The sequence below is a fragment of the Niveibacterium sp. genome, from assembly GCF_041909475.1.
Taxonomy (GTDB): domain Bacteria; phylum Pseudomonadota; class Gammaproteobacteria; order Burkholderiales; family Rhodocyclaceae; genus Niveibacterium.
Genome location: NZ_JAYRDJ010000026.1, coordinates 1 through 16,281, shown reverse-complemented (window position 1 = coordinate 16,281; position 16,281 = coordinate 1). Strand labels below are relative to the sequence as shown.

The window sequence follows — 16,281 nt, the reverse complement described above, 5'->3', positions numbered from 1 at the left end:
CGGGGCATGTCCCTATACTCGGCCTGCCCCATTTGCGTGCCCGCCATCGTGCCCCGAACCGGTTTCCGTCTGCGCCAGCTCCTGCTGGTGTCCGCTCTGTCTGCGCTGCTGTCTGCGCCGGCCTTTGCCGTCGATGCCGGCAAAGCCTCCCGTTTTTACGAAGACGCGCTGGCTCGCTATCAGCGGCGTGACTACACCGGCTCCGTCATCCAGCTCAAGAACGCGCTGCAGCAGGATCGAAAGATGCTCGCCGCGCAGGTTCTGCTGGGTAAGTCCCTGCTCGCGCTGGGTGACTCGGTCGGCGCCGAGACGGCTTTCAATACGGCGGTCGAACTTGGCGTCGATCGCGCCGAGGTTGAGCTGCCGCTCGCCCAGGCGCTTTACGCCCAAGGACGTTTCACCGATCTGCTGGCGCGCCCACTGCCAAGCAGCCTGCCGAATTCGGTGCGGCAGGAACTTCTGATCGTACGCGGCGGCGCCGCGGGCGAAATCAACGACGCACGTGCCGCACGCAAGGCATTCGATGAAGCGCGCGCGATCGACCCCAAAGCCCCTACGCTGGTGATGGCCGAGGCCTCGCTTGCGCTGCGGCAAGGCAACGTTGCGCGCGCACTCGAACTCGCGCAACAGGCCGTCACGCTCGCGCCCGATCGCCCGGAAGCGTGGGCAACGCGCGGCGCGGCGCTTGCCGGCCAGCAACAGGTACCGGCCGCGATTGAGGCCTTCGGGCGCGCAATCACACTCGACCCGCGACAAACCGACTCGCGTCTCGCGCGGGTCGACCTCTTGCTCGATCTGAATCGCGACGCCGAAGCGCTGCGCGATCTCGACGCCCTGCGCGAATTCGCGCCAGGAGACCCGCGAGCGGCCTACCGGCGCGGCGTGATCGCTGCACGCAAGGGCGACACTGCCGCGGTTGCGCGCGAGATGGCAGAGGTTGTCAAGGCCGTCGACACGATGCCGCAAGAGATCCGCAGCCGCCGTGCCAACGTGCTGCTGCTTGGCGGCATGGCGCACTACAGCCTTCTCAACGGCGAAAAGGCCCGTGCTTACTTCGAGGCATTCCTGCGTCTGCAGCCGTATCACCCTGGTGCAACCCGCATGCTCGCGTCGGCTTACCTGAACGACAACGATCCGGTGCGGGCCGCGAATCTGCTGGAAGACTACCTGCGCCGCGCCCCCGGCGATGCGCAGGCGATGACGCTGCTCGGCTCGGCTTATCTGGTACAGAAGCGTTACAGCAAGGCCGCTGCGCTGCTCGAGCGTGCAGTCATGCAGGGCTTGGCCGATCCGACGATGCGAGCCACCTTCGGCGCTTCGCTCGCAGGGCAAGGGCTGGACGTCTCCGGCGCGCAGCATCTGCGCGCCGCCTTCGATGCGAATCCCGGCGATCAGGCGATCGGGGCTTCGCTGGGCGTCCTGCTGTTGCAGCGGGGCGACGTGAAGCAGGCGCTGGAAGTACTTGAGCGTGTCTACTCGGCCAATCCGCGCAGCCCGGTCGCCTTAAACCTGCTCGGCCTGGCCCGGAGCCGCGCCGGTGACCGTGCCGGCGCGCGCAAGGCCTACGAGGCGGCGGTCGCGGTCGAAGCCAGGTTCACGCCTGCCCAACTCAATCTCGCGCGGCTCGATGTTGTGGAAGGGCATAGCGATGCTGCCCGCAAGCGTTTGCAAGAGCTGCTTCGAAATCAGCCGGACAGCCCCGACGCGTTGATTGACCTGGCGGCGCTCGATCGCGCTGCCGGCAATACCGATGCCGCACGCAAGGGCCTGGAGAAAGCGATGGCGGTCGCTCCGCGCCATCCGCGTGCCGCACTGATCCTGGTCGACGAGGCGCTCGCCGCTGGCGATGCGGCCGGTGCCATCAAGATCGCGCGTGCAGCGGTCGCTGCGATGCCGAACGATCTGTCCATCGTGCTGGCACTCGCTCGTGCTCAACTTGCAGGTGGCGATCTGCAGCGCGCGCGCGAAACGCTTGTCGACGCCCGAAAGCGGCTTGAAGCTGACCCGGATGCGCTCGTGCAGATCGCTCGTATGCAGATCGCGGCGGGGCATCTGCAGGGTGCGACCTACACCGTCGACAAGGCGCTGACACTGCAGCCGGAAGCCTTCCCCGCGCTCGAATTGCAGGCGGAACTCGCGTTGCGTTCGAACGACCTTGCCAATGCCGAGCGGCTTGCGAAGGGTTTGAGTGACAAGTTTCCCACTCGCGCGGCGGGGTACCAGCTTCAGGGCGATATTGCGCTGACCAAGGGGCAGGCGGCGAACGGCTTGGTACTCCACAAAACCGCGCTGGACAAGGAGCCGAGCACCGACAACGCGCTGCGCGCCTTTCGTGCGTGCCTCGCGGCGAATCAACCCGCCCGCGGTGTCACGCTGCTGCAGGACTATCAACGGAGTAGCAAGCAGAGCGATCCGCGGGTTTTGACCGCCTTGGCCGAAGGCCAGATCCGGGCCGGCGACATCAAGGCGGCACGGACGACGCTGGAGCTGTTGCAGCAGCGAGGTCCGCAGCCCTCTGCGGTGCTGAATAACTATGCGCTGGTGCTGCTGCAACTCGGCGACGCCGGCGCGCTCACCGCAGCCGAACGCGCGTGGCGCAGCGCACCAAACGATCCTCAGGTCGTCGACACCTATGGCTGGGTGCTGGCCCGCAACGGTCAGTTTGAGCGCGCGCTGGGCTATCTGCGTGATGCGCGGCTGCGCAACCCGCGCGACGCGGAGGTCCGCTATCACCTCGCCTGGGTGCTCGCCAAGCAGGGGCGGACAAAAGAGGCCCGCGAGGAACTGGCGCCAGTCGCGACCGAACTTGCGCGCGACGGAATGCCGGTTGAAGCGCGCAAGCTTGCCGCGGAGCTTGGTTTGTGATGTCGACGGTTTTTACGCATTGCCAGGCTGCGGCTATCGCAGCCCGCGCAAACCCATGAAATACATGGCTTGAGCAATCTGGCCTGAGGCTTGCTTTAACTCGGTTGTAGCGCCGGTAACCCGGAACAGAAAGCGACAGGGCTTGACATGACGCACATGAAAAAAATCGTGTTGTTTGCAGTGTTGTTGGGGGCGAGCGTCCCGGCAGCGGCTGCGTACAGCTGGGCGTTCGACTCGGGGGCGGGCAAGTGCACCGTACCGAACACGACGACCACTTCGTGCACCGTAACCAGCGCGGGCCCGACCGTGACTGCGACGATGTATTCGAACACCAATGGATCGGGCTCCAACGCGGATCTCTACACGCTTGAAACCGGCTACATGGGGGTTTACTCGGGCGGTATCGGCGAACACAACCGGGATGGCTGCTCGCGCGGCTCGACCTGCGATGCTGGCGATCTTTACTCCGCTGCCCCTGAGCACGCGATCGACAATAACCAGCGCTACGACTCGGTGCTGCTGAACTTCGCCAGTTCGGTCAAACTGAACAGCATGTCGATCGGCTGGAAGGGCACTGATTCCGACATGACGGTTCTTGCTTATACCGGCACGGGTACCTGTACTGCGACCGGTACGTGTTCATCGTCGCTCGCCGGCAAGAAGTATGCGGATCTCACCAGTTTTGGCTGGTCCTTGATCGGCCACTACGGCAACGTAGTCGAGAATGCGGCGACTGGCATCAACGCCGGTAACGTGAATTCCAAGTTCTGGCTGATTGGCGCGTTCAACCCGCTGGTTAACGGCAGCACTTTGGGCTGGGGGCGCGATGACGCCGTGAAGCTCAAGTCCATCGTTGCCGACGTTCCGACCAGTGTGCCGGAGCCCGCTTCGCTCGCATTGGTCGGGCTCGGTCTGGCTGTGATCAGCCGCCTGCGTCGCCGCTAAAGATTTTGTATTGCGAACTGCTCTGACGTTTCTCTCGAAACGTGTGACGCCGCGAAAGCGGCGTTTTTTTTTGCGTGTTGCGAGGCAGAGCACTGGGCGTCGCACGGCTGAGCTCTCGGCAATGTGGATTAAGATCCTTGCGAGAGCGCAGTGCGGAGGGTGGGGCTGATGCGTGTGGTGATGGTGGCAAATCCCAAGGGCGGTGTCGGCAAGAGCACGCTGTCGACAAATCTGGCCGGGCATCTGGCATGGCGAGGTGCGTCGGACGGCTCGGTGAAGGTGATGCTGGGCGACGTGGATCGCCAGCAGTCGGCCAGAGCCTGGCTATCGCTTCGCCCCGCGGGTGCCCCCCGGATATCGAGTTGGGCGCTTGAGGCGGGGCAGCCTGCTCGGCCGCCCAAGGGCACCACGCACGCCGTGATTGACACCCCCGCGGGCTTGCACGGCGAGAAGCTCCGCGGGCTGTTGAAGCTTGCGGATGCGGTCCTCGTTCCACTTCAGCCTTCGCTGTTCGACATCCTCGCTACGCGGAGTTTTCTTGAGGGTCTGGCTGAGTTGAAGGCGGCACGTGGCGTGCAGATCGCCATCGTCGCCATGCGCGTGGATCCACGTACGCGCTCGGCAGAGCAGCTGGAGCGCTTCACCGATAGTCTGGGGCTGCCGGTACTGGCGCATCTGCGCGACACGCAAAACTATATTCAGCTCGCCGCGCATGGGCTTACGTTGTACGACGTCCCCGAGAGCCGTGTCGCGAAGGATCGGCAGCAGTGGCTGCCCATCGAACGGTGGTTGAGGCTGCTGGAGCCATAAGTACACGCTTGCGCCAAGATGTCGTCGACTTACCGACTGGTTCTCAGGCTTGCAGCTCCGCCTCCTCGCGTTGCTGCAGCGCCCACATCGCGGCGTAGGCGCCATCGCGATTGAGCAGCGCGGCGTGCTGGCCGCGCTCGATCACGCGCCCGCCGTCAAGTACCAGGATCTCATCTGCATTCATAACCGTCGATAGGCGGTGCGCGATCACGATGGCAGTTCGTCCGCGGGCCGCCGCTTCGAGTTGCGCCTGAATGGCTTGCTCGGTTTTCGAATCAAGCGCGGAGGTCGCTTCGTCAAAAATAAGGATTGGCGGGTTCTTCAGCAGCGCCCTTGCGATCGCGACGCGCTGCTTTTCTCCGCCGGACAGCTTCAGGCCGCGTTCGCCGACGCGGGTGTCGTAACCATCGGGAAGGCGCGCGACAAAGTCGTGCAACTGGGCGGCGCGGGCTGCGGCCTCGATTTCCGCCTGCGATGCGCCGGGCTGGCCGTATTCGATGTTGTAGCGGATCGTGTCGTTGAACAGTACGGTGTCCTGCGGAACGATGCCGATCGCCCGGCGCAGGCTGTGTTGGCGGACATTTCGGATGTCTTGCCCGCCAATCTCCAGGCGGCCACCGCTGACGTCGTAGAAGCGGAACAGCAGGCGTGCAAGCGTCGATTTGCCTGATCCAGAGTGGCCGACAATGGCGACGGTCTTTCCTGGCGGCACGTCAATATCCACACCGAAGAGGATCTGGCGTTTTGCCTCGTAGTGGAAGTCCACGCTGGCGAAGCGCACGCCGAGGGGGCCTTCCGGAAGGTCGCTCGCGTCAGGCTTGTCTTCAACTTCCCGGTTGGTTTTCAGCAGCCCGAACATCCGCTCGATATCGGTGAGTGCTTGGCGGATCTCGCGGTACATCACGCCGAGAAAATTCAACGGGATATACAGCTGAATCAGGAAGGCGTTGACCAGCACGATGTCGCCGATGGTCATCGTGCCAGCGATTACACCTGCGACCGCTCGCCACATCATCGCGGTCACGCCGAAGGCGATGATCAGGGCTTGACCGAGGTTCAGCGCGGAAAGTGAATACTGATTGCGGATCTGCGCCGCGATCCAAGTCCGCAGCTGAGTGTCGTAGCGCTGCGCCTCGAAATCCTCGTTGTTGAAATATTTCACCGTTTCATAGTTGAGCAGGCTGTCGATCGCGCGCGCGTTGGCGGCGGAATCCAGCTCATTGGCTTGCCGGCGCAGCGCAGTGCGCCAGTTCGTTACCGTGATCGTGAAGCCGATGTAGAGGGTCAGCGTCGCCAGCGTGATCAACGCGAAGCTGGGTTCGTAACGCTTGAGCAGGATGCCGACCACCAGCGTGATTTCGACCAGGGTCGGCAGGATTGAATAGAGCGTGTAGCTGATCAACGACCCGATCGACCGTGTGCCGCGTTCGATGTCACGAGTCAGTCCGCCGGTCTGGCGTTCCAGGTGGAAACGTAGCGACAGCGAGTGGAGGTGGCGAAAGACCTCCAGCGAAATATGTCGAACCGCCTCCTGGGTTACCCGCGCGAACACGATCTCGCGCAGCTCGGTAAACAGTGAGGTCGAGAATCGCAACACGCCGTACGCCAGAAGCAGTGCGGCGGGGACCACGATGAAGGCCTGCTCCTTCGTGATCGTCAGCCCATCGATCAGCTGTTTGAAGACCAGCGGCACACCGACGTTGGCGAACTTTGCCGACAGGAGGCAAAGCATCGCGAAGCCGACCCGGCGGCGGTAGCGCCACAGGTAGGGCAGCAGGGATTTGAGGGTGTCCCAGTCGTGGCGTTCGCCGCTGGCTGGGCTTGGAGGGGGAAGGCTGGATCCGCGTCGCATGGCGACATTCTAGCGGTTCGGTGCTGCGCCTCTGCCTTCGCGCACGGATTCTTGCGGATACCCGCAACGCCAGTGCGGACAATGCTGCGGCGCACATACGGATGCGTACGGAAACTTCTTGACACGCTGTCGATCTGACGTATGATTAAAACGAACGTTTGAACTGCGGGTGGGGGATCCGTGGCAACTCTGACTGGTGAATCGCGTAGTGGGGGGGATACCCGCGAGCGCATCCTGGATGTGGCCGAAGTGCTCTTTACCGAGCATGGCTTCGAAGGCACTTCCATGCGCCTCATCACCGGTCAGGCTGGGGTGAATCTGGCGGCGGTGAACTACCACTTTGGTACGAAGGAGGCGCTCTTTCAGGCTGTCTTCCACCGCCGCCTGTACCAGCTCAATCGCATGCGTCTTGAGGTGCTCGACGGCATGGAGCTTGAAGCGCAAGGGGCGCCGCTCAAGCCCAGCCAGGTACTCGAGGGCTTCTTCGGTCCCGTGCTGGCGATGGCGACCGATACGCGCCACGGCGGCCACACCTTCATGCGCCTGCTTGGCCGGACCTACACCGAGCCGGCTCAGTTCATTCGCAAATTCATGGCCGAGGAGTTCAGCGATGTGATCAGTCGCTACTCCGACGCGCTGCGCCGGGCGCTGCCTGGCGTGCCGCTGGCCGAGATCATGTGGCGGCTGCATTTCATGATGGGGGCGGTGTCGTACGCGATTTCCGGTATCGATGCCCTGCAACTCGTCAGCGGCCGTTTCGATGACGACCCGGCGCTCATGGCGCCGAGGTTGATGTCCTTTCTTCTCGGGGGATTGCGGGCTCCCCTTCCGGAATTGATCAGCCCGCACGCGCAGTTTCCGACGGGGGATGTCGGGGGCGGGGTCTTGACCCCGGATTTCGGTGCTGCGCGCGCCTAACGCTTAAGGAGACGGCGATGTTTTGGCTTCTGGTTTGCTTGCTTCCTCTCATGGCAATCGCGCTCGCCTTTGGGCGGGCGCCCCTTTTTGCCTGGCTTGTTGCCGGTGTGGCATGGCTGGCAGGGATGTCACAAGTGGCAGCGTGGTCGGTGCCGGCTACGGCTGCGAGCATCGGTATCTATGTCGTACTACTCAGCATCTTCGTGTTGCCGCCGTTGCGCCGTGCGCTGATCACCAGTCCGGTCTTCGGCCTCTACCGGAAGATCCTTCCGGCGATGTCCGACACCGAAAAGACGGCACTCGAGGCGGGTACTGTTTGGTGGGATGGCGAACTCTTCGCCGGCCGCCCGAACTGGAAGCGCCTGCTGGAGATCCCGGCGGCCAAACTTAGCGCGGAAGAAAAGGCCTTCGTCGAGAACGAGACCGAAGAGCTCTGCCGCATGGTCAGCGATTGGGATACGACCAATCTCTACAACGACCTTCCGCCCCATGTCTGGCAGTACATCAAGGACAAGGGCTTCCTTGGCATGATCATCCCGAAGGAGTACGGCGGCAAAGGCTTCTCGGCCATCGCACACTCCGAAGTGGTGACCAAGCTTGCGACGCGTTCGTCGGCCTCTGCGGTGTCGGTGATGGTGCCGAACTCGCTTGGCCCGGCCGAGCTGCTGCTGCACTACGGCACGAAGGAGCAGAAGGATTACTACCTGCCGCGCCTGGCTAAGGGCATCGAGATTCCGGCTTTCGCGCTGACCAGCCCGGTAGCGGGTTCGGACGCCGCGTCGATTCCGGATCGCGGCATCATCTGCAAGGGCATGTACCAGGGCAAGGAAGTCCTCGGTATGCGGGTGACCTGGGACAAGCGTTACATCACGCTGGGCCCGATCTGCACGGTGCTGGGCCTGGCCTTCCGCCTGTACGACCCGGACAAGCTGCTCGGCGATGTGGAAGACCTCGGCATCACCTGTGCGCTGGTGCCCAACACCCATCCGGGTGTGAACATCGGCCGCCGTCACCAGCCGCTCAATGCCATGTTCCACAATGGCCCCAACTGGGGTAACGACGTCTTCATGCCGCTGGAGTTCATCATCGGTGGCCCGAAGATGGCCGGCCAGGGCTGGCGCATGCTGATGGAGTGCCTTGCCGCGGGTCGTTCGATCTCGCTGCCGGGCTCCAACACCGGCATGATGAAGCTCACTGCACGCGCAGTCGGTGCTTACTCCCGCGTTCGCGCCCAGTTCAAGACCTCGATCGGCAAGTTCGAGGGCATCGAAGAGCCGCTCGCCCGTATCGGCGGCAACCTCTACATGTGCGATGCCGCGCGTACCTTCACGGCCGGCGCGATCGACCTGGGCGAGAAGCCCTCGGTGGTGTCCGCGATCGTGAAGTACCACGTCACTGAGCGCGCCCGTACCGTTGTGAACGACGGTATGGACATCTTGGGCGGCAAGGGCATCTGCATGGGGCCGCAGAACTTCCTCGCGCGCGCCTATCAGCAGATCCCGATCGGCATTACTGTGGAAGGCGCGAACATCCTGACGCGCAGCCTGATCATCTTCGGGCAGGGCGCGATCCGCTGCCATCCGTTCGTGCTGAAGGAAATGCAGGCGGCGCAGGATACCGATGTCGCGCGCGGTTTGAAGACGTTTGACGGTGCGTTGTTCAGCCACATCGGCTTTACCGTCAGCAACGCGGCGCGTGCCTTGGTTTATGGCCTTACGGGTTCGCACTGGGTCCGCACGCCGGATGTGGCGCCCGAAACCAAGCGCTACTACCAGCAACTGACCCGCTTCTCGGCCGCCTTCGCCTTCCTTGCCGACGTGTCGATGCTGACGATGGGGGGCGATCTCAAGCGCAAGGAGAAGCTCTCTGCACGGCTGGGTGACATCCTCTCGCAGATGTACCTGTGCTCGGCCACGCTCAAGCGCTATGAGCAGGAAGGGCGCCAGCAGGCTGATGCACCGCTGATGCACTGGGCGATCTGGGATGCCATGTTCAAGGCGCAGAGCGCGTTCGAGGGCGTGATCTCCAACTTCCCGAACCGCTTCTTGTCGATGGTGTTGCGTCGTCTGATCTTCCCGCTTGGCCGTCCGTATGTCGTGCCGTCGGACAAGCTCGGCCACAAGGTCGCCTCGCTGCTGATCGCGCCGAGCGAAACACGCGATCGTCTGGTCGCAGGCTCATTCTTCGACCGCGGCAACGAAGAAGATCCGGTCGGTGTGCTGGAGCTGGCGCTCGAAGCCACGGTCAAGGCCGACGCAGTGGAAGCCAAGCTGCGTGCAGCGCAGAAGGCCGGCAAACTCAATGCTCGCCAGCCCGCTGAACTGCTTGCTCAAGCCCAGGCGACGGGTGTGATCAATCGCGAAGAGGCGGAGCTGCTGGCGCGTCGTGATGTGCTGCGCGCCAAGGTGATCCGTGTGGATGACTTCCCGAACGACCTGGGCATTGGCGACGCCAAGTCGCACATCCGCCCGGCTGACAAGCCGGTCGCACAGGCGTCGCTCGCGGCAGCCTGATCGCAGTAAATCCAACAGAACAGGCGGGGCCAGAACGGCCCCGCCATCGCGCCGCACTGGTGCGGTGACCGTAGCAGGGGAATTCATGAAGCAAGCGATCTACATCATCGACGGTGCTCGCACGCCCTTCCTGAAGGCGCGCAACGCACCCGGTCCGTTCGCCGCGGCTGATCTGGCAACTGCGGCAGGCGCTGCGCTGCTTGCGCGTCAACCGTTTCGTCCGGACCAGCTCGACGAGGTGATCCTGGGCTGTGCATCGCCCTCGCCGGACGAAGTCAACATCGGCCGTGTCGTTGCGTTGCGCATGGGCTGCGGGCTGAATGTGCCGGGCTGGACGGTGATGCGCAATTGCGCATCCGGCATGCAGGCGATCGACTCGGGCATCAACAACATTCTCGCCGGCCGATCCGAACTGGTGCTGGCGGGTGGTGTCGATGCGCTGTCGCGCGCGCCGCTGTTGTTCTCCGATGCGATGGTGCGCTGGTTGTCGGGCTGGTACCAGACGAAGACGGTGGGCCAGAAGCTCGCCGCGCTGCGCCAGTTCAAGCTCGGCTACCTCGCGCCAGTGATCGGCATCATGAAGGGGCTGACCGATCCGATCGTCGGCCAGTTGATGGGGCAGACCGCCGAGAACATCGCGTTCAAGTTCGGCATCAACCGCCGCCGCATGGATGAGTTTTCGGCAAGGAGTCACCAGCGCGTGTCGGCGGCGCAGAAGGCTGGCCGTCTGGCGCCGGAGATCGTTCCGCTGATCGACGAGAAGGGCAATGTGTACGCCGAGGACGATGGCGTACGGCACGACTCGACGGCCGATGGGCTGGCCAAGCTCAAGCCCTTCTTCGACAAGAAGTACGGCTACGTGACCGCGGGCAACAGCTCGCAGATCACCGATGGCGCAGCATGGCTGATCCTGGCCTCGGAAGAGGCGGTGCAGAAATACGGCCTCAAACCGATCGGCAAGATCGTCGACACCCAATGGGCAGGCCTCGCGCCGGACCAGATGGGGCTGGGGCCAGTACACGCTGCCACGCCGATCCTGCAGCGCCAGGGGCTGGGGCTGAATGACCTGGATACCTGGGAAATCAACGAGGCGTTTGCAGCCCAGGTGCTCGCGTGCATCGAGGCGTGGAAGGACCCGGTCTACTGCAAGGATCAACTGGGGCTCGATGCGCCGCTTGGCGAGCTGGATCAGGACAAGCTGAACGTGGATGGCGGTGCGGTGGCGCTGGGCCATCCGGTCGGGGCGAGCGGCGCGCGCATCGTGCTGCATGCGCTGCACCACCTGCGCCGTACCGGCGGAAAACGTGCCATGGCAACCATCTGCATTGGTGGTGGCCAGGGGGGTGCGATGCTGGTCGAGACTGTGTAATCTTCAACTCTCCATACGATACAGTACGGTCCACAAGACCTATAACAAGGGGAGACAGAGAGCATGAAGATTGGACTCGTGGTCGATTCGACCTGCGACTTGCCGCGCACATTCTTTGAAAACGAAGGTATTGAGCTGATGCCGATCACGCTGCGGATCGGCGACCAGACCTTCGAGGACCGGCGCGACGAAACTCAGACCATCGAGTTCCATTCGGCAAACAAGGATCAGAAGACTGAAACCTTTGCCGAGTCGATTCCGTATTCCAGCGAGCAGATCGAGAGCCTCTTCCTCGACAAGCTGGTACGCGATTACGACCATGTGTTCTGCCTGACGGTGACGCAGTCGCGTAGCTACATCTACGAAAACGCGATGAAGGCTTCGTTCGGCATCATCAGCAAGTACAAGCAAGTGCGCAAAGACGCCGGCATCCCCGGGCGCTTCGCGCTCGCGGTGATCAATAGCCGCAACATCTTTACCGGCACCGCCGTGCTCGCAGCCGAGGTGATCCGCATGATCAAGACCGATGCCACGCCATCGGCGATCGACACCCGGATCCGCGAACTCGTGCCGAACACCTACTGCTACATGGTGCCGCCGGACCTGTTCCACATCTACAAGCGCGCGTCGAAGCGCGGCGACAAGAGCATCAACTGGGCGAGCTTCATGCTCGGATCGATGCTCGACATCAAACCGATCCTGCGCGGGCACCTCGATGAGACCGGCCCGGTCGCCAAGTTGCGTCACTTCGATACTGCGGTCGAAACGATGTTCGCCAATGCCACCCGCGCGGTGAAGGCCGGCCTGCTGGCGCCCACGCTGTGCATTGGTTACGGCGGCAACCCGGACGCAGTGCAACACATGCCGGGATTTCCGCGCCTCAAAGAGGCTGCCGACAAGGCCGGCGTGGACATCCATGTCGCACCGATGAGCATTTCGGGTGGTGTGCATACCGGCCCCGGGTGCGTCACGGTCGCATTCGTTTCGGACAAGCACCAGTTCGAAGAAAAGATATGACCTGTGCCGTCGGCGCCCGCGCTGGGGGGCGCGCCGCCGACGGACTTTTTATTCAACGGGCGCCCGGCATGGGGGCCTGGACTAGTGAGCAGAGGACATCATGCAGGGCTTCAAGCACTGGACACTTCAACGCGACGCTGACGGCCTGGCCTGGGCCACGCTGGATGCGGCCGATGGCTCGGCGAACACCCTTGGCCGTGAGGTGATGGAAGAGCTGGGGGGCGTGCTGGACTTGCTCGACCGCGAACCGCCGAAAGGCCTTGTGATCCGCTCCGGCAAGGCGGCCGGTTTCATCGCCGGCGCGAACATCGAAGAGTTCACCAAGATCTCCACCGTTGATGACGCCAAGGTGCTGGTCAAGCGCGGCTGGGATCTGTTCAACCGCCTTGCAGCGGTGAAGTACCCGACGCTGGCGCTGGTTCGCGGGCACTGCATGGGCGGCGGGCTTGAGCTCGCGCTCGCGTGCCGTTACCGCGTCGCAGTGGATGAGCCGGGCACCAAGCTCGCGCTGCCCGAAGTCATGCTCGGCATTGTGCCGGGCTGGGGCGGCATGCTCCGCCTGCCCGAAGTCGTCGGCCCGGCTGCCGCGATGGACATGATGCTGACCGGCAAGAACATCGATGCCAAGCGCGCCAAGCGCATGGGTTTGGCGGATGAGTGCGTGCCGCCGCGCGTCATGGAAAACACCGCGCGCATGGTGGTGCTGTCGGGGCGCCCGCGCCGTCCGCTGCCCTTCATGCAGAAGCTGATGCTGGGGCCGCTCAAGGGCTTCGTCGCCAACGGTGCGAAGAAGCAGGTCGCGCGTCGCGCGCGCCCGGAGCACTATCCGGCGCCGTACGCGATCATCGACATCTGGTCGAAATTCGGTGGCAACGCGCTGGCGGTTCCATCAAACCACTCGGCATCGCTCGAATCGGTGTTCGGCTCAGCGACTGCGAAGAACCTGATCCGCGTCTTCTTTCTGCAGGATCGCCTGAAGGCGTTCGGCAAGGATTCCGACTTCGCGCCCAAGCATGTGCATGTGATCGGCGCCGGCGTGATGGGCGGCGATATCGCGGCGGTGTGTGCCGCGAAGGGCATGACCGTTACGCTGCAGGATCAGAGCGTCGAACGCATCGCGCCGGCGATCAAGCGCGCCGCCGAGTTCTACGCCAAGCGCTACCGCGGCGACAAGAAGCAGGTGCGCTTTGCGCTCGACCGCCTGATCGCCGACCCGCAGGGCGCCGGCGTGGCGCAGGCCGATGTCATCATCGAAGCGATCTTCGAGAACCTCGAAGTGAAGCAGAAGCTGTTTGCTGACATCGAAGCACGCGCCAAACCGGATGCGGTGATCGCCACCAACACCTCGTCGCTGAAGCTCGAAGACATCGCCGCGACTTTCAAGAATCCGTCGCGCCTGGTCGGCATCCACTTCTTCAATCCGGTGCCGAAGATGCCTTTGGTGGAAGTCGTCACCGGCGAGCAGTCGGACGCCGAAGCCGCGAAGAAGGCCGCCGCCTTCGTGCGCAAGATCGACAAGTTGCCGCTGCCGGTGAAGAGCGCGCCGGGCTTCCTCGTCAACGCGGTGCTCGGCCCCTATCTGCTGGAGGCAATGCGTTGCGTGGACGAGGGCGTCGCGCCCGAGGCGGTCGATGCCGCCGCGCTCGCCTTCGGCATGCCGATGGGGCCGATCGAGCTGGCCGACACGGTGGGCCTCGATATCGCGATGGCCGCCGGCAAGGGCCTCACCGGCGCAGCCGAACCTCCGAAGAAGCTCGCTGCCTTGATGGCCGCTGGGAACCTTGGAAAAAAATCCGGCAAGGGTTTCTACACTTGGGTGAACGGCAAGGCGCAGAAGACGCAGGCGAGTGCCCCGAACGGGCTGGCCGACCGGCTTGTCAAGCCGCTGTTGGATGCAACGCAGCGCTGTGTGAGCCAGGGTGTGGTGGGTGACGCAGACCTTGCTGATGCGGGCGTAATCTTCGGTACCGGCTTCGCGCCGTTCCGCGGCGGACCGATGAACTATCTGAAGAACAAAACAGTTTGAGGCGCTTGATGGGTGACGATTTCGTACCGCATACCTCCGATCTGCAGCCAGCGCTGCGGATCATTCCGATGCCGAAGGACGTGAACTGGAATGGTGACGTCTTCGGCGGCTGGCTGATGTCGCATGTCGACTTGGCCGGCTCCGTCCCGGCAGTGAAGCGCGCGCGCGGGCGGGTGGCGACGGTGGCGGTGAACTCCTTCATCTTCAAGCAGCCAGTCAGTGTCGGGGATCTCCTGAGCTTCTACGCTGACGTCGTGAAGGTGGGGCACACGTCGATCACCGTGGATGTCCACGTCTTCGCGGAACGGAATCCGAAACATCCGGAAGTGGTCAAGGTGACCGAGGCACAATTGACCTACGTTGCAATTGATAGTCAGGGCAACAAGCGGGACCTCCCGCCCGAACCCTGAAGTCGACAAGACACCGCTCAACGCTGGTGCAACAAGAAACCTGAGAGGAGAAACAAGATGAGAAAAACCCAGATGGCGAGGCTGATTGCCGCTGTCCTTGGCGGGGCTGCTGCGACGGGCGCTTCCGCGTCTGCGTTCCAGTTGCTTGAGCAGAACGCGACAGGTGTTGGTAACGCGTATGCCGGTTCTGCCGCCTCGGGCGAGGATGCGAGCACTGCGTTCTTCAACCCCGCCGTCATGCCAATGATGGAAAAGCGCAACCAGGTTTCCTTTGTTCTTGATCTGGTCAAGCCGACAGCGAAGTTTCGCGATGAAGGCAGCACTGCGCCTCGTTTCATCACGAATACCGGTGGCACCGGTGGCGATGCGGGGTCGGTCAACGCCGTGCCCGCAACACATATGACCTTCGCGCTGAATCAGGACATGTCGCTGGGCCTGTCGATTGGTGCTCCGTTCGGATTAAAGACGCACTACGACGACGATTGGCAAGGGCGCTTCCACGCCGTCAAGTCCGATCTGAAAATGATCAGCGTAAACCCGTCCTTCGCCTATCGATTCACGCCGATGTTCTCGATGGGCGGCGGCATCGTTTATCAGCACTTCGAGGCTGAACTGACCCAGGCAATGAACTTCGGCGGCATCGTGTGCGATGTGGCTGGCGCGCTGTGCCCGTCGATCACCGGGCTGCTGCAGGACAAGGAGGGCTTCACCCAGATCAAGGGCAAGTCGGACGCCTTCGGCTGGCAATTGGGGGTCGCGTTGCAGCCGTCCCCGTCAACGCGAATTGGCCTCGCTTATCGTTCGGCGGTCAAGCACAAGCTGGAGGGTGACGCCAACATCACTCGCCCGACATTTGGCATTGCGCTGATCGATACGGGGCTGGCGCAACGCGCGGCCAGCGGCCCGGTGCACGTCGAGGTAAAGGTGCCGGATACGCTGATCCTTTCAGCCTTCCAGAAGCTGGACGATCAGTGGTCGATCCAAGGAGACATTTCGCGCACAGGCTGGTCTTCACTGAAGACGCTGGACATCTATCGCGATAGCGGCGAACTGCTTTCGTCTACCTACTACAACTGGAAAGACACGTGGCGCGTTGCGGTCGGTGGCGGCTATCAAGCCAACGCGGCCTGGAAGCTGCGCGCAGGTTTGGGCTACGACCAGACGCCGGTTGAAACGAAATATCGTTCGCCTCGCTTGCCTGACAGTAACCGTACCTGGTTGTCGTTTGGTGCGAACTACAAGTTCTCGGAAGCAATCTCGTTTGATGTTGGCTACACCCACATCTTCATGGCTAAGTCCGAGATCGAAGAGGATGGCTTGCACGAGGAATACAACCCCGGCGGTATCAATACCACCAACCCGCAGAACCGCGGTGTTCTGAAGGGGCATTTCGACGGTGCGGGCGACATTCTCGGCATGCAGATGAACTACAGCTTCTAAACTGAAAGCTGCGCGCCGAGTAGTCGGTGCAAGCGCGGGGGGGCGGGCGCCGCCCCCCCCAAACAAACCGCCAAATTAAATCCCGGAAATCGGTGTGGTGGGGGGCCCCGCGGCAG

11 protein-coding genes are annotated in these 16,281 nt (G+C 63.0%); 10 read left to right on the top strand and 1 reads right to left on the bottom strand.

From position 1 onward, the window contains the following. Positions 1-48 precede the first annotated feature (48 nt). From prsT to ACE3P0_RS15705, 3 genes are all read left to right on the top strand, one after another. The gene (prsT, locus tag ACE3P0_RS15715; protein WP_374403664.1) at positions 49-2,865 is read left to right on the top strand and encodes an XrtA/PEP-CTERM system TPR-repeat protein PrsT; all 2,817 of its coding nucleotides are present in this window, start codon (positions 49-51) and stop codon (positions 2,863-2,865) included. A 156-nt stretch (positions 2,866-3,021) separates the two neighbouring features. Next, positions 3,022-3,810: an exosortase-dependent surface protein XDP1 gene (gene xdp1 / locus ACE3P0_RS15710; RefSeq protein ID WP_374403663.1), complete on the top strand. Its 789-nt coding sequence runs from the start codon at positions 3,022-3,024 to the stop codon at positions 3,808-3,810. Positions 3,811-3,978: 168 nt separating this feature from the next. Then, the gene (locus tag ACE3P0_RS15705; RefSeq protein ID WP_374403662.1) at positions 3,979-4,620 is read left to right on the top strand and encodes an AAA family ATPase; all 642 of its coding nucleotides are present in this window, start codon (positions 3,979-3,981) and stop codon (positions 4,618-4,620) included. A 43-nt stretch (positions 4,621-4,663) separates the two neighbouring features. Here ACE3P0_RS15705 and ACE3P0_RS15700 read toward each other — a convergent pair whose 3' ends face one another. After that, entirely contained in the window at positions 4,664-6,472 is a 1,809-nt protein-coding gene (locus tag ACE3P0_RS15700) for an ABC transporter ATP-binding protein/permease (protein WP_374403661.1), read from the bottom strand. Between the two features lie 189 nt (positions 6,473-6,661). Between ACE3P0_RS15700 and ACE3P0_RS15695 the strand changes: the two genes are divergently transcribed. The 7 genes from ACE3P0_RS15695 to ACE3P0_RS15665 all read left to right on the top strand — a co-directional run bounded on the left by ACE3P0_RS15695 (position 6,662) and on the right by ACE3P0_RS15665 (position 16,165). Then, the gene (locus ACE3P0_RS15695; protein WP_374403699.1) at positions 6,662-7,390 is read left to right on the top strand and encodes a TetR/AcrR family transcriptional regulator; all 729 of its coding nucleotides are present in this window, start codon (positions 6,662-6,664) and stop codon (positions 7,388-7,390) included. Between the two features lie 17 nt (positions 7,391-7,407). Beyond that, positions 7,408-9,903: an acyl-CoA dehydrogenase gene (locus ACE3P0_RS15690; protein ID WP_374403660.1), complete on the top strand. Its 2,496-nt coding sequence runs from the start codon at positions 7,408-7,410 to the stop codon at positions 9,901-9,903. Between the two features lie 85 nt (positions 9,904-9,988). Further along, the gene (locus ACE3P0_RS15685) at positions 9,989-11,272 is read left to right on the top strand and encodes an acetyl-CoA C-acetyltransferase (RefSeq protein WP_374403659.1); all 1,284 of its coding nucleotides are present in this window, start codon (positions 9,989-9,991) and stop codon (positions 11,270-11,272) included. A 63-nt stretch (positions 11,273-11,335) separates the two neighbouring features. Beyond that, positions 11,336-12,289 carry a DegV family protein gene (locus ACE3P0_RS15680; protein WP_374403658.1) on the top strand — a complete coding sequence of 318 codons (954 nt, stop codon included), beginning with the start codon at positions 11,336-11,338 and terminating at the stop codon, positions 12,287-12,289. Between the two features lie 100 nt (positions 12,290-12,389). Beyond that, a complete protein-coding gene (locus ACE3P0_RS15675; RefSeq protein WP_374403657.1) occupies positions 12,390-14,315 on the top strand; it encodes a 3-hydroxyacyl-CoA dehydrogenase NAD-binding domain-containing protein in 1,926 nt (641 codons plus the stop codon). A gap of 8 nt (positions 14,316-14,323) precedes the next feature. Next, positions 14,324-14,725, top strand: coding sequence for an acyl-CoA thioesterase (locus ACE3P0_RS15670; protein WP_374403656.1), 402 nt, complete (start codon positions 14,324-14,326; stop codon positions 14,723-14,725). 57 nt (positions 14,726-14,782) lie between these two features. Beyond that, complete coding sequence (locus tag ACE3P0_RS15665; RefSeq protein ID WP_374403655.1) at positions 14,783-16,165, top strand: OmpP1/FadL family transporter; 1,383 nt, start codon at positions 14,783-14,785, stop codon at positions 16,163-16,165. The last annotated feature ends 116 nt before the right edge of the window (positions 16,166-16,281 follow it).